The sequence below is a fragment of the Blastopirellula marina genome (assembly GCF_002967765.1).
Lineage (GTDB): Bacteria > Planctomycetota > Planctomycetia > Pirellulales > Pirellulaceae > Bremerella > Bremerella marina_A.
This window is the reverse complement of sequence record NZ_PUHY01000010.1, coordinates 925,213-948,000: the sequence shown is the minus strand read 5'-3', so window position 1 is coordinate 948,000 and position 22,788 is coordinate 925,213. Positions and strand designations below refer to the sequence as shown.

Sequence of the window (22,788 nt, the reverse complement as noted above, 5' to 3'; positions counted from 1 at the left end):
CAAGAGGCAGGACGCGAAGGAGGGCGACCTATGGTAACGATGAATGCAGTGGTTTATGAAAAGAACGGTCAGACTTACGTCTGGGCCTTTCGCGAAGGAGACGAGCAACGCGCGTTGGAAGCGATTTGCCAATCAGCGAACAACAGCGATCTCGATTTTGATTGGGTAGATGCCAACATCATTTGGCAACGCATGGGAGAAGCTCCTGAAATGATTGAAGCTCGCGAGATGGCTTCTTATCTTTCTCCTAGCCCGCGACGCTAACTAGCAAGTCGAACACCCTGAGTTCTTTCTACTGACTCGGGGTGTCTCGGGCCTCACGTTTCTAGGTTGAGGCCCTGGGATTGCACCCGATTCCTCCGGTTGTGACTCGCCCAGCTCGGCGGTTAAGATAAAGGCGTTCTGTCTTCAAAATTCCCCGAAGGTTATCCGCCGACATGCAGCCCCGAAAAGAGATTTTCCCTAACGTCATAGAACTCAACTTCCAAGCCGGCGAATTGCTGGGTTGTAATGTCTACTTGGTTTTCGAGGGAAATGAGTGGCTTCTGATCGACATTGGGTTCGACGAGACGGTCGAAGACTATATCGATGTTATTCGCAATATCGACTTCCCTTTGGCGAATTGCAAAACTCTGGTCGCGACCCATGCAGACGTCGATCACATTCAGGGTTTGGCTAAAGCTAAGCAAATGCTGGGGACCACGGTTACCTCCCACCCATTGGCGGTTAAGGCGCTAGAAACCGGCGATAAGCTCCACACATTTGCGGAGATCGCGCTGCAAGACATTCATCTCGAAATGCCTCCGGTGAAGATTGAACACCAAATCAACGACGGCGACATTTTGGAAGTCGGCAAGTTGAAGCTGGAAGTGTGGCACACGCCAGGGCATACCGACAGTCAACTTAGCTTCCGATTAGGGGATTTACTCTTCTCGGGGGATAACATATACCGCGATGGCTGTGTCGGTGCGATCGACGCCCACCATGGCAGCGATATCCCTGCGTTCATTAAATCGCTCGAACGAATTCGCCAGAGCGATGTAAAGTGGCTATTGCCGAGCCACGGTCCGATCTTCCGCAAGGATGATGCGTTGTTGGACAAGACGATTGCCCGTCTAAATACCTACCTCCATATGGCTGACTTCGGCACCTGTGCGGTGGACTGGCCGCTGATGGATGAATGGGAAGACGAGATCGTCAAAGGGGAACTTCCGAAGTAGTCGTGTCTCGCGAAAACTTCATTTTTTGGGCCGTTCTCGGCCCTTTTTTTATGCGCCCAGTTCGACGGAACGAGGGAGCCAGGAACAACGTTGCGCCGTTTCGTATGCCTTTAATTGGTCCCTAGCGTGTTGCAAGGGCGTTGCTGGGGATAGGGCAAAGCGCCAAGCAAAACTGCTGAGATTCCTAGCAAGCATTATGCGCGCATTCTTTGCATACGGTTCACCTTACGAAAACGTCCACTGAAAACCCTAATTTCCCTTGTTTGTTTAAGTCGTTGTTTATCCATGAGATAGAGCAATTTGTGTTCACGTCGTCGTCTTTTCATCCATCGAGGCTGACCTAATGGCACAACGCTTGCAAACAGGGGGTTTTCGTGCACACGACCCTGCGTGGGAAGGCGCACTAACAGATATCCCACGTTGGATCGATTCCTGGCCCTGGCATATAGCTGGCTGACTGTTATTTAATCTTCTGAAAAGGTACGAATCACATGGTAAGTTCCCTCTCCCTCCCCAACCGAGCGTGGTTCGCGATGATCGCGATCGCACTCGGCCTCATGATCTCTTACCCGCTTTCAGCGCAAGACGCTGGAACCGAAGCTTCCGAAGAAGCTCCGATGGCGGAAGCAGGCGAGCCTCGCGCTGAAGAAGCTGCTGAAGAAGAAGGTGAACCCGCCGCCGAAGAAGAAGCACCTCTCACTGCAGACGCCGTTCTGGGCGATGTCGATGCTCTTTGGACCTGTTTAGCCGCATTCCTCGTGTTCTTCATGCAGGCTGGTTTCGCCCTGGTGGAAGCTGGTTTCACGCGTGCTAAGAACGCTTGTAACATTATCATGAAAAACTTGATGGACTTCTCCATCGGGTCTCTCACATTTTGGCTCATCGGTTTCGGCCTGATGTTCGGTCACAATGGAGCGGAAGGAAATGGCCTCTTCGGTACCGATCTATTCTTCTTCGATGGTGGCAGCGAAGCGGCCGTCGCCGTGAACCCGAACGTTGGTTTCAACTGGGCCTTCTTGATCTTCCAAACGGTGTTTTGTGCAACTGCCGCAACGATCGTTTCTGGTGCCATGGCTGAACGAACCAAGTTCACCTCGTACCTGGTTTACTCTGTCCTGATCACTGTGATCGTCTACCCAATCTTCGGTAGCTGGGCATGGGGCGGCTTGTACGCTGGTAGCGGTTGGTTGGAAAGCATGGACACTGGTTTCTACGACTTTGCGGGCTCGACGGTGGTTCACTCCATCGGCGGTTGGTGTGCCTTGGCGGGTGCGATCACCATCGGTCCTCGTATCGGTAAGTACACTGCGGACGGTAAAGTGAAGCCAATTCCAGGTCACAGCATCACGCTGGGTGCTCTTGGTGTGTTCATCCTATGGTTGGGGTGGTTCGGCTTTAATCCTGGTTCCACCACGGCTGTCGGTGGCGGTTCGTTCGCTTACATCGCTGTGACCACCAACTTGGCTGCTGCTGCTGGTTGCGTCGGTGCGATGATCGCCTCTTGGGTTGTCTTCGGTAAGCCTGACACCTCGTTCACCTTGAATGGTGCATTAGCCGGTCTGGTTTCGATTACCGCTGGTTGTGATGCTCTGAGCCCAATGTGGGCTGCCGTCGCTGGTTTGATCGGCGGCGTGCTGGTCGTCTTCTCCTGCGTCATGTTCGACAAGCTGAAGATTGACGATCCTGTCGGTGCGGTTTCGGTTCATGGCGTCTGTGGTGCTTGGGGTACCCTGGCCGTCGGTCTGTTCATGACCGAAGGTGGCTTGTTCACCACGGGTGAATCGGCCCAGCTGATCAGTCAAATCATCGGTGTCGTTGCTGGCTTCATCTGGGCATTCGGCCTCAGCATGATCATCTTCAACGTCCTGAAATTCACCGTCGGTATTCGAGTTACCGCCGAAGAAGAAATGCAGGGTCTCGATATCCACGAGCACGGCATGTACGCCTACCCAGCACACTTGGTCACGGAAGGCACCAGCCAAGCGGGTCACGTCTCGTAAGGCAAGCTTAAACGAAAGCCAACCTCGCGGGTCCTGCCTTGGTGGTGCCCGCGAAGTTAACGAAGATACTTCGGCCTTTGCCTGGGCCAGAAGTTCTACCCCAATGACTTGGAAGAGTGTTCCGCCTCGCTCTTCCAAGTCGGGGTTTTTTTTTATGCGCTGACGCTTAGTTTGAAGTTTGCAGAGTTTAGTATTCCGCGAAGTGGGAAGCCGATTCTATCGTTTCGCTTCTTTTCAATCTCGCACCGTTGCCTCCTCTTGAAGGGGGAGGGCCGAGTGGGACTGCCTGCATCGTTGGCGGATGGCAACTCTTGGCTGAACGCTGAAGAATTCAACTTTGCTGGGTAGATCGTTTGGAATCTGCTGGTACACGCTTCTTACAGTCTGGCACTTCCCTAGCCTTGCCCCCCCAAGCTTGGCCGTTTACATTCGATAGTTGATAATTTCTCGCACGTTCCCTAGTGGGTCTCTCTATGAAACTTGTGATCGCGATCATTCAGCCCAGTCGGCTGGAAGCTGTCAAGGAAGCTTTGACCGAGGTGGAGGTCTTCCGGCTGACGGTAATGGATTGCCAGGGATTTGGTCGCCAGAAGGGGCACACGGAAGTTTATCGCGGGCACGAGTTCACGGTTAACTTGCTTCGCAAAGTGCAACTTCAGATCGCTGTGAACGAAGACTTTGTCGAGCCCACGATCGACGCGATCGTTAAAGGGGCTCGGACCGGCGATAAGGGAGAGATCGGCGACGGTAAGATCTTTGTCGTGCCGATGGATGACTGTATCCGTATCCGCACCGGAGAACGCGGTCCGGAAGCCATCTAGTGCTGATTCGGTGGATGCTAACCTTCCGGCGAACCCGGTTCATCTGAGCCAAGTTGCTGACGGATAGCCTTCGTTGCCTCTTTTTCGAGGCTGGGGGAATAGCCCAGCCAGACTTCGGCGATCTTTCCATCAGCGCCGACCAGAATGGTCGTGGGGTACCCGGTGAATTCGGCTGTCTTGATGAGCTTGTGCCGCAGCTTCCCATCGAGGTCGACGTAGATTGCCAAGTCGGAGTTGTACTTGGCCAAGATCATTTGGGACTCTTCTCTCAGATAGTTCTCGTTCTCCCGATAATCGACTCCGTTCGGGGCCCAGCCACCGTCCGAGGCGATAGAGACGAATTGAAAGCCCTTCTCATCGGCGAATCGTTCTCGAAGCTTCAAAAGATCGGGAAACTCCATCAGGCATGGTGGACACCATGGTCCCCAAAAATTAATCAGCGTGACTTGCCCCCCGAGTTCGGAAGTGTCGAGAGGGGCATCCGCGTTGAGCAGTGCCTGCAAGGCGACGTCAGGAATCGGTGTGCCAACCCACGGATGGGGACCACCAGGACGAGGGCCGAGAATCAAGGTCGAAGCCGCGACCCCCAGACCGACCAGCACGCAGAGCAGAATGAGTAGGTGCACACGGCCAGAGTGGGAATGGCGATATGGCAGCAAGGTGGGACGCGTCGACGAAATTCGGGGCATGTCAATTTTGTATGAAAAAGGGGCGAAGAATCGCAGGAAGTTCATTTCAACCTAGATTCTAGTACCCTTCGTTCCCGTTGTCGGTGACATTCCCTACGAAATGCAGGAGGAAATGACCGCTTCGGCAAGGCAGGGGATTGGATCGCTCTGGTCACAATCCCCCCGTAAGGAAATAATAGGTCATTGTATTAGAATCAGGCGGGTGCCAAACTCGTGTCTGAGAGCCTTCCCACAATGGACAAGGTCTCATGCTGCTTGAAGGATTCAGTTGAGCAATGAAGTTTGAGGTCGAACTAAAATTTCCGGTCGATGATCTGACGAACGTCGAGGCGCGTGTCGAAGAGATGGGTGGGATTATCGAGGTCCCCAAACGTCAGGCCGACAAGTACTATAGCCACCCCAGTCGAAATTTCGCTGAGACGGACGAAGCCCTACGTATTCGCCGCGTTGGCGATCAGAACTTCATCACTTATAAGGGGCCCAAAGTCGACGATTCGACGAAAACACGTCGTGAAGTCGAAGTCCCACTCGTTTCGGGGGCGACCGGAGCGGCAAACATTGTCGCCATGTTTGAGTCCTTGGGATTTATGCCGGTGGCCGAAGTGATCAAAGATCGCCGCAAGTCGGAGTTTGGATACGAAGGGTTCCAGGTACTGGTCGCTATGGACGAAGTGCTTGAACTCGGCAAGTTTGTCGAATTAGAGATTACTGCTGAGGACGACGAGGTTGAAGCGGCGAAAGCGGCCCTCGAGAAACTCGCTGCCGAGTTAGGACTTTCCGATAGCGAACGCCGCAGTTATCTCGAGCTCATTCTGGGCAACGAATAAGGCGGTTTTATTTCCCGTTAGACTTTCCGGGAAATTCTCAGTTTCCGCCAAAACCTTGCCCGATTCCCGGGGTTTCTAGTTTCACCAAGATATTTATCTACGTGGAAGGTGCGTTTTCCACGTGATGATCTTTAGGAAGCCCTGGGTCGTTAAGTTACCGCGCACTCGGCCTGGGGCTTCCACCTTTTCTTGGTCGGACCGTTTGCCCCTGGTCGTCGGTCGAAAAGGGCAGTTCTATAATGGGATAAATGAACTCGAATTCCCATTCTTCGACCACCCTCGAGTCGGCCAGGCCTGTGCCAACGAAGCCTGATCCATCCTCCCCTACCCAGGTTGAAGGCGTCTCTCGCAACTTCTTTCTCCTATCGCTCTACCAGATTGTGCTGCGTTGCGGATGGATTTTTAAGACTGAGAGTATCATCATTCCGGCGGTGCTCGATCAAATCGCTGGGGCAGGGTGGGTTCGCGGTTTTCTCCCTATCCTGGGGCGGATTGGACAAAGTTGTCCGCCGCTGCTCTATGCCGATCGACTGCGTCACCTCCCGTTGAAAAAGTGGTCGCTCGTTGGGACGTCGTTGGCCATGGCGGTGGCTTTCGGTGGCTTGGCGGCCATGTTCATCCCTGGCGTCGACTCAGCGATCGGCAAGACATCGATGGTGATCGGGTTTCTGGGCTTTTACTTTCTCTTCTTCTGTGCGACGGGTCTCAATCAGCTGGGATTCGGAACGGCTCAAGGGAAGCTGATTCCGCCACATCTTCGCGGACGATTGATGTTGGCCTCGAATGTGGTCGGAGCGGTCATCGCGATCAGCTTGGCTGCGTGGCTATTACCAAAGTGGTTGTACGGCAACACGATCCAGGTGAATTGGATCTTTGGCTTCGCGGCTTGTGCTTTCGTCGGAAGTGCCTTGTCGGTGGTTGCCCTGCAAGAGAATCGCGACAGCTCGCAGGCTGGGGCGTTTTCCCCTAAGCAACTCGTTTGGCAATCGTACGCGGTTCTCCGCGATGATCACCGATTTCGCCTGGTATGCTTGATCGCCGCGGCGTTTGGTTTTTCGTTGATGTTGTTTCCGCATTACCAGGCACTCGCTCGACAACGTCTCGACGTCGATTTATCGCGTATGATTTATTGGGTGATCATTCAGAACGCCGGTACGGCAATCTTCAGCTTGCTCGGCGGCCCCTTGGCGGACTGGAAAGGAAACCGCGTCGTCCTCCGTACGATGCTTTTCGGCGTGATGATCTTGCCGCTAGGGTCGATCTTCTTAGTTCACTCCGGTGAATTCGGCGTTCGAGTCTTCGACTGGTTGTTTCTGTTTGTCGGAGTGACGCCGATCACCTTCCGCGCGTTCACGAACTACACACTGGAACTGGTTCCGAACGAACTTCACCCACGCTACCTGGCAACGCAAAGCTTGTGTATTGCCTTCCCGATGATCTTGTCGCCGCTGGTCGGCTTGCTGATCGATCTTACGAGCTTCGAGGTCGTATTCTGTGGGATCGCCGTCATCTTGTTTTGCGGCTGGCTGATGACCTATTACCTGGTCGAACCACGCCACGAGCCGGGGCACCATGTTGCCTACGGCGAGATGGACGTCGATCCGGAAGATGAAGTCTAGCTGCTCGCGCTGCGATAGCTCTTCAGCGACATCTTAAAGACCCAGCGTGATGCGTACAGGCTTAATGCCGTCGCGGCCAACATGTAGATCGGCAGTAGCCACATCTGTGAACTGCTCACCCCAAACGGCTGCGCCATGATCCGCGCGGGCACATTGACCACAATCAGAATTGGGATCACGAAAGTGAAGATCAATTGCAGGGTAATTCCTAAGCCACCGGAGTTGTAAATCTCCATCGGATAACGAGAAAAGCTGGTGATGTAGAACCAGAAATCGTACAGCGAGGTATTCCGGCCGAGCCAAATGCTGGATGCCGCTAATACGATCATCAAGCTGTAAAGAATCGCGACGCCGCATAGCAAAAACAAGATGTACATCACCACCATGCCGGCATTGAGCTCGATGGGATTTACTTCGCGATGCGTCAACTGGTAAAGACTAACCCCCATCAGCACCAGGCCGAACATGAAGTTGGCCATCGAGGGAAAGTTAACTTTCTCGAAGCTCACCAGGAACTGGGTATCAATTGGTTTGAGCAGTGCAAAGTCGAGCTTGCCGGTACGGATCAGTTCTGAAAACTCTTGGATGTTCGGCATGAAGAACATCTGCACCAAGCTGTTGACTAGCAGCGTGGTCGCCAGGAAGACGAAGAACTCGTATTCGCCCCAGCCTGTTTCATTGCCGATCGAGTTGGTGTAGCGGAAGATGAGCAGGTAAAAGCCCAAATTCATGATCACCCACGACAAGCTTGAAATACATTCGATCCAAAAGTTCGAACGAAAGCTCAGGTCGCGGACCATGCTGTTTCGCAGGAACATGAAGAAGACGGCAGCATAGGAAGGTCGTTCGTTCATCGTACTTTAACCTCCGTACGCGCTGTACTGCTTCACGCCGTAATGAAATGCGAGACGGGAAGCAACAATGAAGAAGACTACCCAGCCGACTTGGACAATCAGTCCCCACATTAATTCTGCCCCGGTGATCTTTTCCAGGAAGACCGCAGCTGGGAAATAAGCCAGGTACATTAGTGGCAGCGACTTGATGATCATCGCCCATGGCCCACCCAACTCATTCAGCATATCAAGCGGAAACATGTGCCCTGATAGGAAGAACGTGAACAGCATGTAGACGAACAGTAGCGAGCGGACTTCCAAAAACCAGAAGCCAATCATGCCGATAGTCGCCTCCATGAAAAAGCCCAGCATGAACGAGAGAATCAGCGAGGTGAAGTAACATGCCAACACATGCCCCGGCGGCCACCCGGAGAAATAGCCACGGCATAGGATGAACACAATCGCAAACGGCACCAGTGCGACGATGTAATAAGTCAGCTTATGGGCGATACGATTTAGCAGGAAGAATGAAATCAGATCGAGCGGCTGAATCAGATACTTCTTGATTTCACCTTCCCGAATCTGCAATGCGATCCCTGACGCTAATCCAGGCATACTGGAAAATGCCCGCGAGACGGTCGACAACAAGTAATATGCCACGATGTTGTAGTACGAGTACCCGGCGATCTCTTCACCGGTACTTTCGCCGCCCCCTTTGGCCGAAAAGATGGCCGACCACAGAAAGATCTGTGTCAGGATCGGCAGGAACCGCATGAGGGTCCCCAGCATGAAGTCGCCTCGATAAACGAGCTTCTCGTGGAAATTAATCTGAAAGATGGCCCACCAGGTCGAGGCCTTTGCGGCAAGTTCCGCCATGCTGCTCTCCCCAGGGCTTAAGATGAAACTTCGGCCAGCTTTTCGTTCTTCGATTTGTCGCCCATGTGCGTGAGCGAGAAGACATCGGCAATCACTTCTTCCAGCGGAGGATCTTCAACGCCAACATCTTCCAGTTCGTACTGATCGAGGACCGCAGCCAACACTTCCCCGACTTTGGCTCGATCGACACGCAGCTTAGCCTTGGGGGGATCCTCAGAGATGACATCGCCAAATCGAGCCAATCCGGCAGAAGGGACGTCTCCAACGAAACTTAGCGTCACAATCTTGTAACCGCCAAACCTGTCGACGATTCCGCTTAAAGAGCCGTCGTAAATCACCACTCCCTGAGCAATCACTACTACGCGCTGGCATAGGGCCGCGATGTCTTTCATGTAGTGACTAGTCAGCAGGACAGTAATCTTGCGTTCCTGCTGGTAATGCTTCAGAAACTGCTGGATGTTGTGTTGAGCGACAACATCGAGACCGATCGTCGGTTCGTCCAGAAAGAGGACATCCGGCGAGTGGAGCAGGGCGGCGATTAGCTCCATCTTCATCCGTTCCCCCAAGGAAAGGGCCCGGACTGGTTGCGTCATCAATTCCTTGACGCCCAGCAAGTCGACTAATTCGTCCTGGGTTCGCTGGAATTGATCTTGATCGATGCGGTAGATCTTCTGGTGAAGCCGGAAGCTGTCTTGCGCGGGCAAGTCCCACCAAAGCTGGTTCTTTTGTCCCATCACCAGGGCAAATCGGCGTCGGTAGGCGTTATCACGATGCCAGGGAATGTGTCCCATGACGGTCGCATTGCCCGAGGTAGGGTTAATCACGCCAGAAAGTAGCTTGAGCGTGGTGGTCTTTCCCGCCCCATTGGGGCCCAGAAAGGCGACGAATTCCCCCTGATCGACGGTTAAGTCGATTCCGCGGACCGCCTCGACGGTCTTGTATTTGCGATGAAACAGGCCCTTGATCGAGGCCAAAAGGCCTTCCTGCTTCTGGTAGACTTGATAAGTCTTGGTCAGCTTGTCGAGTTGGATAATAGGTGCCATGTGCAGATTATAGACCAGGGTGGCAAAACCGGACAGTTGACCGGGCCCCCTCGCGTTGTGGCAATATAGGGGATTCGCTATAATCGCCGCGCTTTCGGGCGTGTCTGCCGATTCAGCAAGATCGGACAGTCAGCCCACTTACGGATTGGTCGCGACGGGAAACATTACGGATGATACGTATCGGGCTTGGACACGATACCCATCGTTTAGTCGATGGAGGTCCGCTTATTCTTGGTGGCATCGAGATTCCTCATGATAAACATCTTGAGGGGCACAGCGATGCTGATGCTTTGATGCACGCAATTACAGATGCGTTACTGGGAGCTGCCAATCTTCCAGATATTGGGCAGCTTTTTCCCAATACCGACGAAGCGAACCGAGACCGGCCTTCCAGTGACTTCTTGAAGTTAGCCTATCAAAAGGTCCTCGACGAAGGCTGGGAACTCATCAATTTGGACGCGGTGATTCACGCGCATCGTCCCAAACTGGCCGATCTGAAATCGTTGATGCAAATCCGAATTGCCGAGATGCTGCACGTCTCGCCAGAAGAAATCGGCATCAAAGCCAAAACAGGGGAAGGCGTCGGCATCATTGGTCGTGAGGAAGCGATCCAGGTGCAGTGCGTTTGTCTGTTACGAAGAAAATAGTTTTTCTCGATTCGAATTCCTAAAATCGACGCCCAGCAGCGACTGCGGTTAAAGGCATAAGTCATGAGTAACCTGAGGGTCTACAACACGCTAAGCCGTTCCAAGGAAGAATTCAAAACGGTTGAGCCTGGCAAGGTCGGCATTTATTTGTGCGGTCCGACCGTCTACGCCGAAGCCCATATCGGTCACATGGTCGGTCCCGTCATCTTCGATACGGTCAAACGCTACCTCGAACACAGTGGCTACGATGTTCGCTTGGTGGTCAATATTACCGACGTTGACGATAAGCTGATCCATAAAGCGAACGAACGTAAGATGTCGATGTTGGAAGTCGCCGAAGAGAATATCGCCGACTACCTTGGCAATTTGGCTGCCCTTGGCGTAACAACGATTGACGACATGCCACGGGCCACGGCCTGTATGGACGACATCATTCAGTTCGTGAAAGACCTAATCGACAAAGGCTTTGCCTACGATGTTGACGGCGATGTCTTCTTTGAAGTCACCAAGGACCCTGAATACGGCAAGCTGACCAACCGCAGCGTCGATTCGATGCAAGGGGAAGGGGGCGGTGCCGCTGCCAGCAAACGATCGCCGGGCGACTTCGCTCTATGGAAAAAAGCCAAACCAGGCGAGCCGTCCTGGGAAAGCCCGTGGGGCAAGGGACGGCCTGGCTGGCACATCGAATGCTCCGCAATGAGCAAAGGAATTCTCGGTGAAACCTTTGATATCCATGGCGGTGGTCTCGATTTAACATTCCCCCATCATGAAAACGAAATCGCTCAAAGTGAGTGCTGCCACGGTAAGCCGATGGTGAATTACTGGATGCACAACGGTCTGTTGCGCAGCGATCCTAGTGCCGGCAAGATTGGTGGCAAGGCGGACCGTGATAAGAAGGATAGCCCCGAAGAACCAAGTGCCGGCGGTAAGATGAGCCGTAGTGCCGGTGCTGGGGGTTTGGCCGACTTGATCAAGCGACAAGGGGGCGAGCGAATTCGTTTCTTCCTGCTGCGAACCCATTACCGCAGTACGATCTTGTTTAGTGAACCGGCGATCGAAGAAGCGGGCACTGGTCTCGATACGTTCCTGCGATTGTTTGAGCGATACGAGCGAATCACCGGCAAGTCGTTCTACGACATCGTCCCCGCAAAGACTCGCCAAGAAGGTGCGTTCGAAGCTGGCGACGATGTCCTGCTATCGCTGATCAAGCAGCACCGAGATGCCTACCTCGAAAAAATGGACGACGACTTCAACACCGGTGGCGGTGTGAGTGAGTTGTTCGAGATCGTTCGTGGGATTAACAAGGCGATCGATCAAGAGAAGCTGGAAGAGACCAAGGGTGCCGATACCAGTTCGCTCGACCAAGCGATGGCCACCCTTCGCGAACTGACCGCAATCTTGGGACTGTTTGCCACCAAACCGGAAGCGGACAGCAGCGAAGATGCCGGGCTCGTTGATCAGCTGATGAGTTTGGTGATCGAGATTCGGGCGAATTCACGCAAGAAGAAGGACTTCGAGACCAGCGATCTCATTCGCGATCGCCTCACGGAGTGCGGCATCACGCTGGAAGACCGGAAAGACGGCACTTTGTGGCGTAAAGGCTAACAGCAATTTTCGTAGGGTGCGTCTCGACGCACCAAGCCCTGCTTCATAGCCCAACGGGGCGACCTGGTTGCAACAACAAACGGTGACATCCCTTCAGGGTTGAAACAGAGACCGGCAAAGGATATGCGGCAACGAATTCTCGGCATCGATCCCGGCTTGAATATCACTGGCTACGGTGTGATCGACATTGCCCCGACCGGGGTTTCGATCGTTGAAGCAGGCGTGGTCCGAGGTAAGACCCGCGGCGATGTGCCGGCCCGTGTGCTGGAAATCCATGAAGGGATTACCGATGTCATCACCTCGCTTAAGCCGACAGTGATGGCGATGGAAGAGCTCTATTCACATTACGATCGTCCTAAGACGGCGATCATCATGGGGCATGCTCGCGGCGTTCTTTGTTTGGCGGCCGCTCAGAATGAATTGCCGCTCAAGCATTACTCGGCCACGCAGATTAAGAAGATTCTGACCGGCAGCGGTCGGGCTCCCAAGAATCAAATGCAGGATTCAATCCGTCGAGAATTGGGGCTTTCGGAAGTGCCGGAACCGGCCGACGTGGCTGATGCGTTGGCCGTTGCCCTGTGTCATCATTATCTCAGTAAAGTCGCCTCCGCTTTTTGATGGATCTTCTGTTTTGATTACGAAAATCACCGGTAAGCTTGTTTCAGTCGATATGGCCAGCGTCACCCTGGCTGCCGAGCCGTTTGAATACGAAGTGTTGGTGCCTGAGTTCGTTCGTCGTCAGGTCCAAGCTCAAGTCGGCAAGTCGGTGTCGTTTCATACGATTAACTACCTGGACGGTGATCCGACGCGTGGGCGAATGACCCCTCGCTTGGTTGGCTTCTCGAATCATGTCGAACGCGAATTCTTCGAGCTGTTTTGCTCGGTGGATGGGGTCGGCGTCAAAAAAGCTTTGCGAGCCATGGTCCGTCCAGTCCAAGAAGTCGCTCATCAGATCGAACAACAGGACGTCAAAGGTTTGTCGGCCCTTCCTGGTATCGGCCCAGCCACCGCCGAACGGATTGTGGCGAAGCTGCGCCGCAAGGTACCGAAGTTTGCCTTGTTGATTACCGGAGCCGATGGCGAAAGTCCCGATGCTTCACGTGATGTGGCCACCGAAACATTCGAGGTACTTATGCAGCTAGGCCACTCCGAAACGCAGGCCAGAAAGCTGATCGAAAAGGCACTAGCCGAGAAAAAGAGCTACAAGGACGTGGATTCCTTGGTCCAGGCAGTGTACAAAATCGCTCATCAGGAAGGTTAGGAAAGATTTCAACCACTGATTTCACGGATGAGCCCGGATAAGAGGTGAACTGAGAAAGGGCGTTGTGACAAGAGAGCTCATTCATGCGGAAATCAGTGAATTGATCATTGGTTCCGCTATGTTTGTATTGAATCGCCTGAAGCCGGGGCTTGATGAAAAGTTATATGAAAGATCGCTGGTCATAGAACTCGAAAAACAAGGTCGAAAGGTTGAGCAACAACGTCAGTTTGCTGTTCACTATGACGATCAAGTGATCGGTATCCTCATTTCCGACTTAATCATTGATGAGTTAGTTATCGTTGATACGAAAGTTGTGGCTTCTTTTGATGAGGCCCATACAGCTCAAATGATTGGCTATTTAAACATGACGAAATTGTCGTTAGCTCTTCTTTTGAACTTCAAACACGCAAAACTTGCTTGGAAACGCGTGGTTCGCTAATTCCTATCTGTGCCCATCCGTATTATCCGTGGTTAACTTCATCTTCTTACAAGTTATTTCCCCCCAACCCCGTCATGAGTTCCGTGGATAGTTCGACTTCCGAAGAACCGATGGTGGCCGCTGAGGTCGTCGATGATGAAGCGTTAGTGGCTGCTGAGATCGCCCAGCCGCAGGGCGAGCCTTGCCCTAGCTGTGGCTGCCCAGTCGAGCCGGATGATAAGTTCTGTCCTGCATGTGGAACGCCTCATGAAGTGAAAGTTGCCGAGAAGGCCCCGCGTGCTCAGGAGACGGATAAGAAGTACTTTCACTGCAAAACCTGCGGCGCGAACGTTGCGATCGATCCGCAAGAGCTGAGCTATGTCTGCCCTTTCTGTGATTCGACCTACGTGGTCGAGTATGCACCCGACGTCACGGGGCGGCAATTGCCTGAGTTTGTCATTGCCTTTCGTGTGACGCCTGAACAAGCAATGGAAAAGTTCCGGGCCTGGATCAAGGGGAATGCATGGTATCGGCCAGGCGATTTGCATATGGCCGAAATTGAAGAGAAGATGCGGGGCGTCTATCTCCCGTTCTGGAGTTTTTCCATGCTGGCGGAAAGTCGCTGGGAAGGGACGATCGGCGAACACTATTACGTCACCGAGTCTTACACGACGCGTGAGAACGGAAAAACGGTCAGGAAAACGCGCCGCGTGCAAAAGACGGAATGGTGGCCACTCGCAGGCAAGCATCATAAGTACTACAGCGGCTACATGATCTCGGCAAGCAAAGGATTGGCTCAATCTGACGCCGAGCGAATCAAACCGTTTTCGCTCCTGGCGGCTAAGCGATATGCTCCGTACTTCCTCGCTGGCTGGGCGGCCGAAGAGTATCAGATGGAAATCGAAGAAGCGAAGAAGATCTGTTATGAAGAGTTCTATCGACGCGAGCGTTCCAATATCACGCAATTTCTGCCGGGCGATACGAATAAAGGTCTGGTCGTGAAGACGGAGTTCTCGTTCGAGAATTCCGATTTATATTTGCTGCCGATCTACTTGCTTTCATATCGATATCAGGATCAAGTCTTCCGCTTTTTGGTCAATGGGCAAACCGGTTTGATCGCGGGCGATAAGCCCGTTTCGTGGAAGCGGATCTGGGGCGCGATCGGCGCTGGGCTTGCGGTTGTGGCCCTGATTGTGATCGTTATCATGCTTCTTGCAGCCGCCACGCGTTGACCTTCCCGTAGAGCAAAGACACCAGGCAACTCATGAGCGACCTTCTCGAAAAATGCACCGTCTGCGGCGGATTGATCGACGAAGAAGATCTATTCTGCGGGAACTGCGGTACCGAAGCACCGCATCGCAAAGATACTCACGCCCCCACGACCACGATCTCGACCCACAGCTTTACTTGCTCTGGCTGCGGTGCGGCGATGAGTTACTCGGCAGAAGCGAGTGCGCTGCGCTGTCCATTCTGTGGCTCGACCAAGTTGGAGAAAGGGAAAGATCACAAGGTCATCGCCCCTAGAAGAGTGTTGCCTTTTAATGTGAAAGAGGCAGACGCTCAGCAGATCTTACGCGAGGCGATCGGGAAAGGGTTCTGGCGTCCCCCTGATCTTTCCGAAAGGGCCGTCATCAAGAACATGGTGCCGGTATACGTCCCCTATTGGGTTTTCGCCGCCGACGTCTTCACCTACTGGACAGCCGACACAAGTCAGACTCCTTACGGAGCAAGTGGCGACTGGTATCCATTATCGGGCGAGCATCGAGCCCGGTATGAAGGTGTCTTGGTGGGGGCGAGTGGCGCTTTGACACCAAACGAGACGTCGCAGTTATGCCCCTTTGAGATGGAGCATGCGGTTCCACCTGATGAAGTCGATCTCGATCATTTCACGGTCGAACAATTCAATGTCGCTCGGAAGTACGCGCGACCGATGGCACTATCGGGATTAGAGTCGCTCGAACGGCGTTCGATCGATGCCAAATTCGTTCCGCAAAATAGCCGAAATGTGCAGGCTAATCTTCGCGTACAAAACATGAGCAGTGAACCGATGCTGCTGCCAGTTTGGATTATGGCCTACCAATACAAAGAACAGGTCTATCGCTTTCTTATTAACGGCCAAACCGGCAAATCGACGGGGCAGGGGCCTGTGTCGTATCAGCGCTTTATGGTCGTGCTCGGAACCGTCGTCGCTGTGGCATTGGCGATCGGGATCATCGCAGTCTTGTGTGGTGGAATCGGCGGTGCGCTAGCACGTTAACAGCCTGTTAAATCTCTGGATCGTTTCATTGAAGCAGAGAACCAACAGGCCGCTAAGGTGGTGTTGAGTTGTCCTGGTGCTTACTTGACGTAAACGTCGTACAGCATTCCTTCCAGGATGACTTCTGTTTCCAGCATGTCTAAATGAAGTTGTTCGGAAACGTCGTGCACCATTTCGAGGGCAGCGATTTCAGGCATTGTCAGGGTTCCTTTGATTTGAAAGGGTGATGGGGTGTCTGCTCTTCTCAAGTGCAAAGGGGGTGCCAACAACAGGAAATCGTCGTCCAAGGCTGCTCACGTCTACCTGTTTCGCGATCTGATCGGGGATGAGCATTGCGAAGGGGTGAGAAGTGGTCAGTTTAAGGCCATAATGGAGAAGTTTAGTACGGCCGCAAAGCTGACCCAGGCTAAATAGGGGGTCAGGAGAAGGGCTGCAATTCGCGAGTGTCGCCAAAATAAGGCAATCGTGGCACCAATCGCCGCCCATAAAATCACAATCTCAATTGCCGCTGCAGTGGGGTTTTCCAGGCCAAAGAAAATGACCGACCAGGCCACATTTAGCAGCAACTGAAAGCAGAACACCCCCAGCGCCCCAGGTGCGTCGAGCCAACCAGCTTTCATCCACACGAGCCATACGGAAAAGGCCATCATCAAATAGAGTGCAGTCCAAACTGGCCCAAAGATCCAATTTGGAGGGTTGAACGACGGTTTGTTGATCTCAGCATACCAAGTCGGGATTTGCGGGATGGTGACCGATGAACCGACTCCCGCGGCAGCGAAGCAAAGGAGCAGCCACGCAGCTAGACCTGCAATTTGAAACCAAACTGGCGTCAAACGTTGACTGGTTTGTAGATTATCCATCTTGCTCACTCTCCGGATTCCGAACTTTCCGACCTCGGGGATCATTTGTTATAGTGGAACCGTAATAGTCCACACTTGTTCACTTACACGTGACATTGAAGTCTTCCCAGGGAAATTAAAGGGTGCCAGGATGGGCAGGGAAACGGTTTTGCGCGGCGATGACAGCCCCAACGAGGAAGATCGTAGCCTCCGCCCACAATCCATCTCCGAAATGGTCGGCCAGTTGGAAGTCCGCGAACGACTGAAAGTGGTGGTCGACGCGGCCGTGAAACGGGATGAACCGCTAGGGCACATCCTATTCGATGGTCCCCCTGGGCTCGGTAAAACAACCTTTGCGACTTGCATTCCTAAGGACCTGGGGGTTAACTTTCAACTTACTTCGGGACCGGCACTACAAGCACCGAAAGATCTCGTACCCTACCTGACCAACGCCGACGAGCGTTCAATTCTGTTTATCGACGAAATCCATCGTCTGCCCAAAGCGGTTGAAGAATACCTTTATACCGCGATGGAGGATTTTCGCATCGATATCGTGCTCGGGGAGGGGACCAATGCCCGGACCATCAATCTGCAGATCAAACCGTTCACACTTATCGGCGCGACAACGCGTAGCGGGATGCTTACGGCACCCCTACGAGATCGTTTTCCCTTACGAGAACATCTTGATTTCTATACCAATGAAGAGCTTGCCGAGATCATTCGGCGCAACGCTGCGAAACTGGACGTGACGATTGAGGATGATGCGTCGCTTGAGATTTCGCAGCGGAGTCGTGGAACTCCACGGGTAGCAAATAACCGCTTGCGATGGATTCGCGACTACGTCACGAGTAAGGCGGATGGACACATTACGCTCGATCTCGCTCATGATGCGATGAAGATGCAAGAGATTGACAAGCTTGGTCTTGATAACCAGGATCGCAAATACTTGAGCACGATCATCCGCGTGTTTGGAGGAGGCCCGGCCGGTCTCGAGGCGATCGCTCATACCATGAACGCCGCCCCGGAAACCTTGGCCGATGAAGTTGAGCCGTTTCTCTTAAGAACGGAACTTCTCGTTCGCACGCCACGTGGCCGCGTGGTGACGACCAAAGCCCTTGAGCATGTTCAGGGCTTTGCTCGCTAATCGACTTCTCTTTCAATTAAGAAGAGGTCGTTGCTTCGATAGCGAAACGGAGTTTTGCAACGGCCGAACTCTTTTCAGAAGGGAAGTCCTCGGTACGCACGACGTACACGTCACCCCCCTTATCGAGCGTCTCAACCGCGGCTTCATCCAAAAGATCGAGGCTGACTTCACTAGGGGCTTCGTCTCGTTGGACGTGTCCGTCTGAATCCAGGTGCCCCCAAACCGGAGTTTTCTCTCGAATGAGTAGCGTATCTACTGCTCCCATCTGGGCGGCCTGCAAAATGGTATCGAGGTCTTCGGTGGCACAGTTACGTCCGTAAGCGTCCTGATAACTCTCAATCGCTTCCGTCGTTTCCTGTTGGAAATGAGGCTCAACGATTGTCAGCGCCTTGCTATGAATCTCTTCGATCGAGGCATCATCGAAGTTGCCTTCGACCGCCTCGGCTAGCAGATGTTTGTAGCTACTTACTTCCTTAAAGATTGGAAACAGGTAGTCGACACCAGCGAAGATCAGTGGATCGTCACGACCTTCCAGATACTCAGAAAGCGGACCATCAATCCGATGGAAGAACTGCAGAATGTTTGCCTTGTGATCGTCTTCACCGGCGCCTTGTCCGTGGTACATCGTATCGACATTGTTACCGCTGGAGTAACTAAAGTGCTGGATCGACGTGATGTAATCGTCGATGTTCAAAGCATCCTTCAGGTTATCTGGCAAGTCCTCTGGGAAGCGTTCCTCCAGCGAGTCGCGATTCCCCTCGAATAGGCGAACATGCTTCTGACTGACGGCCAGCACAACAAAGCTGCCATCGCCATGCAGTGCGGGAAGAAGTGGCCTCAAATAGAATCGTTCTCCGACATGTACTTGTTCGCCCATGACGTAGCCCATTGGAAACACCTCCAGCGAGTCAGGAGTGGCGAACAAAGCCAATCCAGCCCGCGGATGTTTCCAGGCATCGTGATTGGTATCAAGTCGGAACTCTTCCAACTGACTCAACACTGCCTTGCGAGATTCTTCCGTCGTGGCTTCGTCTTGAGTGAGCAATTGCTCTGCATCTTTTAATAGGTTCCGGAAGCGAATTTCATTTTGCTGGACCTCTCTACCAAAGCGAAACATCGGCATGTAGAGCGAAACGCAGACATCGCTGGGTTCGTTAACGAGCGATTGAATCATTTGGGGGTTCATGGCAAAGACCTTCCTTTTCCGAAAATTGGAGCTGAATGATGGTCGGACGAGCACCATACTGGCTGCTCGACGCTCCCGCACTACGTCCGATGAGGCCGTAAATCTCGCACGGCAAACGGATTGATCAATTTCAATAGATTGCTGAAACTAACGAGCAAACAACGCGCCGAAAAGAATCGTTGGTTTCGGTGAATCGGGATGTTTCCAATTTCACTTCTAAGTTTTCCGCCATGGACGATTGGATAACGGTAGCTGTCTTGACCTTATTAGCTGGGCTTTCGATGCCGGCTGGGGCGATTCTGGCACGCTTTGAACACATCCATCCTGACTGGTTAGAGGAAGAATTCCGACATGCCGTGCTGGCATTTGGTGGTGGTGCGTTGTTCTCGGCCGTAGCTTTGGTATTGGTGCCGGAAGCGAGTGAAATACTGAGTCCCATTGAGTCCGTAACCTGGTTCATCGTCGGAGGCGTGATCTTCTGCTGGCTCGATATTATGTTGGCGCGAAGGAAGAGTGCCACGAGCCAGCTTGTTGCGATGTTGGCCGACTTCATTCCCGAGGCGATGGCCCTGGGGGCGGTCTTCAGCACTGGCGGTGATTCTGGTTTGTTATTGGCCTTTTTGATCGGACTACAGAACTTCCCGGAAGGATTCAACGCGTATCGAGAAATGAACCGCGGTCCTAGTTTAACCGGACTTCGAATCGTGGTCGTTTTCGCTGGGCTGGCGATGTTGGGACCGATCGCTGGCCTCAGTGGCTACTTTCTTTTAGCTCAATTTCCTACGCTGGTCGCCGTGATCAAAATGATTGCGGGAGGTGGTATTCTCTTTCTGGTATTTCAAGACATTGCCCCTGGCGTACGACTAGAAAACGCTTGGGCGCCGCCGTTGGGGGCGGTACTTGGTTTTGCCCTGGGTATCCTTGGCCATGATTTGTTGCACTAGTGTCTTAAGTTATTGGTAACAATTTTCGCGTACCGTGCGAACCGATTTGCGCATGCGTGGTCTTACCTAGCAGAACGAAATTATCATCTTTCCGACTAAGCATTGGTTGGGCACGATCCAGGAGAGATCAAGTGTTCTCGCGAAGGCAATCAACACGACCATTTCTGCAACCCAGGTTCGAGCAAGAATTGAAACAACAAACACTTCAATTCAATCGAATCTATCTCAGTCTTTGACGCATTGACCTATTTGCCAAGCAGGCAGCATAGGCTCTTCGTCAAAGTTGGCGGGGAGCTTTTTTCGTTGCCTAGGGCAGCTCTTAAGAAAAAGGCACTCCTCGCAAATCATGCGGGATTTTCGCTGATGGTATGCGATCTTCGGCTTTGAACCGAAGGGTCGTTGGTTCAATTCCAACTCCCGCAGCCTCGCTGGCTTGCTTTCGGTAAGCACGCCGGCCCAAACGATGACCGACTGCCGATTGGAGTCCATGTTTTTGGAACCGTAGGTTGCAGGTTCGAGTCCTGCCACCCCTGCTTTTTCATTTCAGGGGTGTAGCTCAATTGGTAGAGCGACGTAAGCCTCTGGTCAAACCTTCGTCGGTCTCCTTATTCACCATCACACCCTCGACTGCCGGTTGGGAGTCCATGGTTTTAACAAGTTCGAGTCTTGTCGGCCCGCCTTACGGGCGTTGATCTCAGAAGAACTCAACGCTTCAACATGCGGGCCGAAGCTCTCGCCACCATTTCGTCGAGTGTGCCTTTTTCTATTTTCATTCCCCGATGCCAGGAGAAAGATTCCATGGCGAACAAGTTTCTATTTGGAAGCGTGAAGTCAAAGCAGTCTCAAGCGATCGCTCGCAATGAAGCAGGCGGACCAGCCTACGCTCTTGCACCTAAGCATGCATTGGCTCAGTTGGCAACGACCGGCTGTTTGGCGGGAACGTTCTATGCTTCAGGGGAAGACCAGTTGGATCATGTGCTAAAGCTGGCTGACGAAGTGAAGGACGACAAGTTCCTAGCGAAGCTGGCCATTTATTCGCGTGAACGCGGTTTGATGAAGGATATGCCTGCTGCGCTGCTGGTGATGTTGTCGGTTCGCGATACCGATCTGACCCACCAGGTGTTCGATCGTGTTGTTGATAACGGCCGCATGCTGCGGACGGTGTTTCAGATGGTGCGGAGTGGTCGCTTCGGTCGCAACGGGTTGTCTTCCAGCTTGAAGCGGGCGTTTCAGCGTTGGCTGAACAACGCTTCGCCACGCGCAATGTTGTCAGCTTCGATTGGAAACGATCCTTCGCTGCGCGACATCTTGCGGATGGCGCGGCCTAAGCCAGTCAATAACGAGCGGCGTGCATTGTTCGGTTGGCTGACCGATAAGCACGTTACTCAGTGGCAACCGGCAACGTTCAGTGATTTGCCAGAGGTCGTTCGGCAATTGATCACGTATCGTGAAGCGGAGAAGGGAAGTGTGCAGGCACGTATCGTGAACGAACTGCCCGTTCGTTGGGACTTGCTGGCCGATAAGGCAAAGGATGCGAACGCCTGGAAGGCAATCGCCAAGCAGATGGGACCACAGGCGTTGCGGATGAACCTGAATACGCTGCTGCGTCAGGGAGCACTTTCGTTCGAGTCCGGTAAGCGGGACGAGGCGATGGTATCGTTGATTGCGAAGCGTTTGTCGGACAAGCGTGAGATCTTGCGTTCCAAGCAATTCCCTTACCAGTACCTGGCCGCTTACAAGCATGCCGACGACCAGTTGCCACAAGCAATCAAGTCGGCACTGCATCAAGCGGCTGAGCACGCATGTGGAAACGTGCCACAACTAGCTGGACCGGTTGTGATCGGCTTGGACGTTTCAGGCTCGATGCATTCTCCGGTAACCGGATATCGCGGACGTGGCGGAACAACGGCGATGCGTTGTATCGATGTGGCGGCGTTGTTCGCGGCAGCGATCCTGCGTCGTAATCCGGATAGCGTGGTGATCCCGTTCGATACGATTGCGTACGATGCGAAAATCGATCCGAGTGATTCGATTCTAAGCTTGTCCGATCGCTTGGCTCGCTACGGTGGTGGTGCAACGGAATGCAGTGTTCCACTACGTGCGGCCAACGAGCGAATGCGGAATCGGCCTTTCGCCGGTGTGGTTTTGCTTAGCGATAATCAAAGCTGGATCAACAACGGTCAGCCGTACGGATACGGGTATCACGGTGCGACTGGGGTGATGGAAACCTGGCAACAGTTCGTGAAGAATCAATTGAAGCTACGAGGGGTGGAGATTCCTTCGCCCAAGTTGATTTGTATTGACCTTCAACCGTATGGAACGGCTCAAGCACCGGAGCGGATCGACATCCTGAATGTGGGTGGCTTCAGCGACTCGGTTTTCCAAGTCGTGGCGGCGTTCCTGGAGGGAGATGCCAACCGATTTGTTTCGCAAATTGAACAGGTTTCCTTGTAACTCTGGCAAGTGAACCAATAAAACGCCCCGGCCCAGTGCGGCTTGGGCGTTTTTTGCTGCGCGTAGCTGAATCTTCGCTCGGATTTACGCAGGAAACGGGGAAAA

General features: G+C 53.1%; 22 protein-coding genes and 1 tRNA gene. 17 read left to right on the top strand and 6 right to left on the bottom strand.

Annotation, left to right across the window (positions count from 1 at the left end; genetic code table 11):
* Window positions 1–30: 30 nt before the first annotated feature.
* From C5Y83_RS14990 to C5Y83_RS14970, 4 genes are all read left to right on the top strand, one after another.
* On the top strand, window positions 31–264 hold the full coding sequence (locus C5Y83_RS14990) for a hypothetical protein (RefSeq protein WP_105330532.1): 234 nt from the start codon (window positions 31–33) through the stop codon (window positions 262–264).
* 173 nt (window positions 265–437) lie between these two features.
* Window positions 438–1,220: an MBL fold metallo-hydrolase gene (locus C5Y83_RS14985; protein WP_105330531.1), complete on the top strand. Its 783-nt coding sequence runs from the start codon at window positions 438–440 to the stop codon at window positions 1,218–1,220.
* A 491-nt stretch (window positions 1,221–1,711) separates the two neighbouring features.
* Window positions 1,712–3,220 carry an ammonium transporter gene (locus C5Y83_RS14980; protein ID WP_233207234.1) on the top strand — a complete coding sequence of 503 codons (1,509 nt, stop codon included), beginning with the start codon at window positions 1,712–1,714 and terminating at the stop codon, window positions 3,218–3,220.
* A 473-nt stretch (window positions 3,221–3,693) separates the two neighbouring features.
* Window positions 3,694–4,041, top strand: a complete 348-nt coding sequence (locus C5Y83_RS14970; protein ID WP_105330529.1) for a P-II family nitrogen regulator — start codon at window positions 3,694–3,696, stop codon at window positions 4,039–4,041.
* Between the two features lie 17 nt (window positions 4,042–4,058).
* On the opposite strand, the gene C5Y83_RS14965 is transcribed toward C5Y83_RS14970, so the two are convergent.
* Complete coding sequence (locus tag C5Y83_RS14965) at window positions 4,059–4,730, bottom strand: TlpA family protein disulfide reductase (protein ID WP_158262369.1); 672 nt, start codon at window positions 4,728–4,730, stop codon at window positions 4,059–4,061.
* 275 nt (window positions 4,731–5,005) lie between these two features.
* Here C5Y83_RS14965 and cyaB point away from each other — a divergent pair, with 275 nt between their 5' ends.
* A complete protein-coding gene (gene cyaB, locus C5Y83_RS14960; protein ID WP_105330527.1) occupies window positions 5,006–5,557 on the top strand; it encodes a class IV adenylate cyclase in 552 nt (183 codons plus the stop codon).
* A 248-nt stretch (window positions 5,558–5,805) separates the two neighbouring features.
* Window positions 5,806–7,176: an MFS transporter gene (locus C5Y83_RS14955; protein ID WP_105330526.1), complete on the top strand. Its 1,371-nt coding sequence runs from the start codon at window positions 5,806–5,808 to the stop codon at window positions 7,174–7,176.
* Here C5Y83_RS14955 and C5Y83_RS14950 read toward each other — a convergent pair.
* Genes C5Y83_RS14950 through C5Y83_RS14940 form a run of 3 tightly spaced genes read right to left on the bottom strand, consistent with a single transcriptional unit; the run spans window position 7,173 to window position 9,928 of the window.
* A complete protein-coding gene (locus C5Y83_RS14950) occupies window positions 7,173–8,030 on the bottom strand; it encodes an ABC transporter permease (RefSeq protein WP_105330525.1) in 858 nt (285 codons plus the stop codon). The genes C5Y83_RS14955 and C5Y83_RS14950 overlap by 4 nt on opposite strands.
* A gap of 6 nt (window positions 8,031–8,036) precedes the next feature.
* On the bottom strand, window positions 8,037–8,885 hold the full coding sequence (locus C5Y83_RS14945; protein WP_105330524.1) for an ABC transporter permease: 849 nt from the start codon (window positions 8,883–8,885) through the stop codon (window positions 8,037–8,039).
* Window positions 8,886–8,902: 17 nt separating this feature from the next.
* Window positions 8,903–9,928 carry an ATP-binding cassette domain-containing protein gene (locus tag C5Y83_RS14940; RefSeq protein WP_105330523.1) on the bottom strand — a complete coding sequence of 342 codons (1,026 nt, stop codon included), beginning with the start codon at window positions 9,926–9,928 and terminating at the stop codon, window positions 8,903–8,905.
* Between the two features lie 170 nt (window positions 9,929–10,098).
* Between C5Y83_RS14940 and ispF the strand changes: the two genes are divergently transcribed.
* From ispF to C5Y83_RS14905, 7 genes are all read left to right on the top strand, one after another.
* Window positions 10,099–10,575, top strand: coding sequence for a 2-C-methyl-D-erythritol 2,4-cyclodiphosphate synthase (gene ispF, locus C5Y83_RS14935; RefSeq protein WP_105330522.1), 477 nt, complete (start codon window positions 10,099–10,101; stop codon window positions 10,573–10,575).
* Between the two features lie 63 nt (window positions 10,576–10,638).
* Window positions 10,639–12,180, top strand: a complete 1,542-nt coding sequence (gene cysS / locus C5Y83_RS14930) for a cysteine--tRNA ligase (protein ID WP_105330521.1) — start codon at window positions 10,639–10,641, stop codon at window positions 12,178–12,180.
* Window positions 12,181–12,303: 123 nt separating this feature from the next.
* Window positions 12,304–12,798 carry a crossover junction endodeoxyribonuclease RuvC gene (gene ruvC, locus C5Y83_RS14925; protein ID WP_105330520.1) on the top strand — a complete coding sequence of 165 codons (495 nt, stop codon included), beginning with the start codon at window positions 12,304–12,306 and terminating at the stop codon, window positions 12,796–12,798.
* Between the two features lie 13 nt (window positions 12,799–12,811).
* Window positions 12,812–13,441: a Holliday junction branch migration protein RuvA gene (ruvA, locus tag C5Y83_RS14920; RefSeq protein ID WP_105330519.1), complete on the top strand. Its 630-nt coding sequence runs from the start codon at window positions 12,812–12,814 to the stop codon at window positions 13,439–13,441.
* A gap of 64 nt (window positions 13,442–13,505) precedes the next feature.
* Window positions 13,506–13,880 (top strand): GxxExxY protein, encoded by a 375-nt coding sequence (locus C5Y83_RS14915; RefSeq protein ID WP_199195044.1) that lies wholly within the window; start codon window positions 13,506–13,508, stop codon window positions 13,878–13,880.
* An 83-nt stretch (window positions 13,881–13,963) separates the two neighbouring features.
* Entirely contained in the window at window positions 13,964–15,091 is a 1,128-nt protein-coding gene (locus C5Y83_RS14910) for a zinc-ribbon domain-containing protein (RefSeq protein ID WP_409994590.1), read from the top strand.
* Between the two features lie 32 nt (window positions 15,092–15,123).
* On the top strand, window positions 15,124–16,116 hold the full coding sequence (locus C5Y83_RS14905) for a zinc ribbon domain-containing protein (protein ID WP_105330516.1): 993 nt from the start codon (window positions 15,124–15,126) through the stop codon (window positions 16,114–16,116).
* Between the two features lie 353 nt (window positions 16,117–16,469).
* Here the strand turns inward: C5Y83_RS14905 and C5Y83_RS14900 are convergent, their stop codons facing one another.
* The gene (locus C5Y83_RS14900; RefSeq protein WP_105330515.1) at window positions 16,470–16,976 is read right to left on the bottom strand and encodes a TspO/MBR family protein; all 507 of its coding nucleotides are present in this window, start codon (window positions 16,974–16,976) and stop codon (window positions 16,470–16,472) included.
* Between the two features lie 94 nt (window positions 16,977–17,070).
* On the opposite strand from C5Y83_RS14900, the gene ruvB reads away from it, so the two are divergent.
* On the top strand, window positions 17,071–18,099 hold the full coding sequence (gene ruvB / locus C5Y83_RS14895) for a Holliday junction branch migration DNA helicase RuvB (RefSeq protein ID WP_409994595.1): 1,029 nt from the start codon (window positions 17,071–17,073) through the stop codon (window positions 18,097–18,099).
* Window positions 18,100–18,115: 16 nt separating this feature from the next.
* On the opposite strand, the gene C5Y83_RS14890 is transcribed toward ruvB, so the two are convergent.
* A complete protein-coding gene (locus C5Y83_RS14890; protein ID WP_105330513.1) occupies window positions 18,116–19,285 on the bottom strand; it encodes a hypothetical protein in 1,170 nt (389 codons plus the stop codon).
* Between the two features lie 230 nt (window positions 19,286–19,515).
* On the opposite strand from C5Y83_RS14890, the gene C5Y83_RS14885 reads away from it, so the two are divergent.
* The 3 genes from C5Y83_RS14885 to C5Y83_RS14875 all read left to right on the top strand — a co-directional run bounded on the left by C5Y83_RS14885 (window position 19,516) and on the right by C5Y83_RS14875 (window position 22,683).
* A complete protein-coding gene (locus C5Y83_RS14885; protein WP_105330802.1) occupies window positions 19,516–20,229 on the top strand; it encodes a ZIP family metal transporter in 714 nt (237 codons plus the stop codon).
* 347 nt (window positions 20,230–20,576) lie between these two features.
* Window positions 20,577–20,652, top strand: a tRNA-Gln gene (locus C5Y83_RS29440).
* Between the two features lie 375 nt (window positions 20,653–21,027).
* Entirely contained in the window at window positions 21,028–22,683 is a 1,656-nt protein-coding gene (locus C5Y83_RS14875; protein WP_105330511.1) for a TROVE domain-containing protein, read from the top strand.
* The last annotated feature ends 105 nt before the right edge of the window (window positions 22,684–22,788 follow it).

Bases quoted from the DNA above. Each gene is read 5' to 3' on its own strand.
- C5Y83_RS14965 (WP_158262369.1), bottom strand. From the start codon at position 4,730: ATGCCCCGAATTTCGTCGACGCGTCCCACCTTGCTGCCATATCGCCAT.
- C5Y83_RS14900 (WP_105330515.1), bottom strand. From the start codon at position 16,976: ATGGATAATCTACAAACCAGTCAACGTTTGACGCCAGTTTGGTTTCAA.
- C5Y83_RS14905 (WP_105330516.1), top strand. From the start codon at position 15,124: ATGAGCGACCTTCTCGAAAAATGCACCGTCTGCGGCGGATTGATCGAC.
- C5Y83_RS14875 (WP_105330511.1), top strand. From the start codon at position 21,028: ATGGCGAACAAGTTTCTATTTGGAAGCGTGAAGTCAAAGCAGTCTCAA.
- ruvC (WP_105330520.1), top strand. From the start codon at position 12,304: ATGCGGCAACGAATTCTCGGCATCGATCCCGGCTTGAATATCACTGGC.
- C5Y83_RS14985 (WP_105330531.1), top strand. From the start codon at position 438: ATGCAGCCCCGAAAAGAGATTTTCCCTAACGTCATAGAACTCAACTTC.
- C5Y83_RS14945 (WP_105330524.1), bottom strand. From the start codon at position 8,885: ATGGCGGAACTTGCCGCAAAGGCCTCGACCTGGTGGGCCATCTTTCAG.
- C5Y83_RS14980 (WP_233207234.1), top strand. From the start codon at position 1,712: ATGGTAAGTTCCCTCTCCCTCCCCAACCGAGCGTGGTTCGCGATGATC.
- C5Y83_RS14955 (WP_105330526.1), top strand. From the start codon at position 5,806: ATGAACTCGAATTCCCATTCTTCGACCACCCTCGAGTCGGCCAGGCCT.
- C5Y83_RS14940 (WP_105330523.1), bottom strand. From the start codon at position 9,928: ATGGCACCTATTATCCAACTCGACAAGCTGACCAAGACTTATCAAGTC.
- C5Y83_RS14950 (WP_105330525.1), bottom strand. From the start codon at position 8,030: ATGAACGAACGACCTTCCTATGCTGCCGTCTTCTTCATGTTCCTGCGA.
- C5Y83_RS14970 (WP_105330529.1), top strand. From the start codon at position 3,694: ATGAAACTTGTGATCGCGATCATTCAGCCCAGTCGGCTGGAAGCTGTC.
- ispF (WP_105330522.1), top strand. From the start codon at position 10,099: ATGATACGTATCGGGCTTGGACACGATACCCATCGTTTAGTCGATGGA.
- C5Y83_RS14990 (WP_105330532.1), top strand. From the start codon at position 31: ATGGTAACGATGAATGCAGTGGTTTATGAAAAGAACGGTCAGACTTAC.
- cysS (WP_105330521.1), top strand. From the start codon at position 10,639: ATGAGTAACCTGAGGGTCTACAACACGCTAAGCCGTTCCAAGGAAGAA.
- C5Y83_RS14890 (WP_105330513.1), bottom strand. From the start codon at position 19,285: ATGAACCCCCAAATGATTCAATCGCTCGTTAACGAACCCAGCGATGTC.
- cyaB (WP_105330527.1), top strand. From the start codon at position 5,006: ATGAAGTTTGAGGTCGAACTAAAATTTCCGGTCGATGATCTGACGAAC.
- C5Y83_RS14885 (WP_105330802.1), top strand. From the start codon at position 19,516: ATGGACGATTGGATAACGGTAGCTGTCTTGACCTTATTAGCTGGGCTT.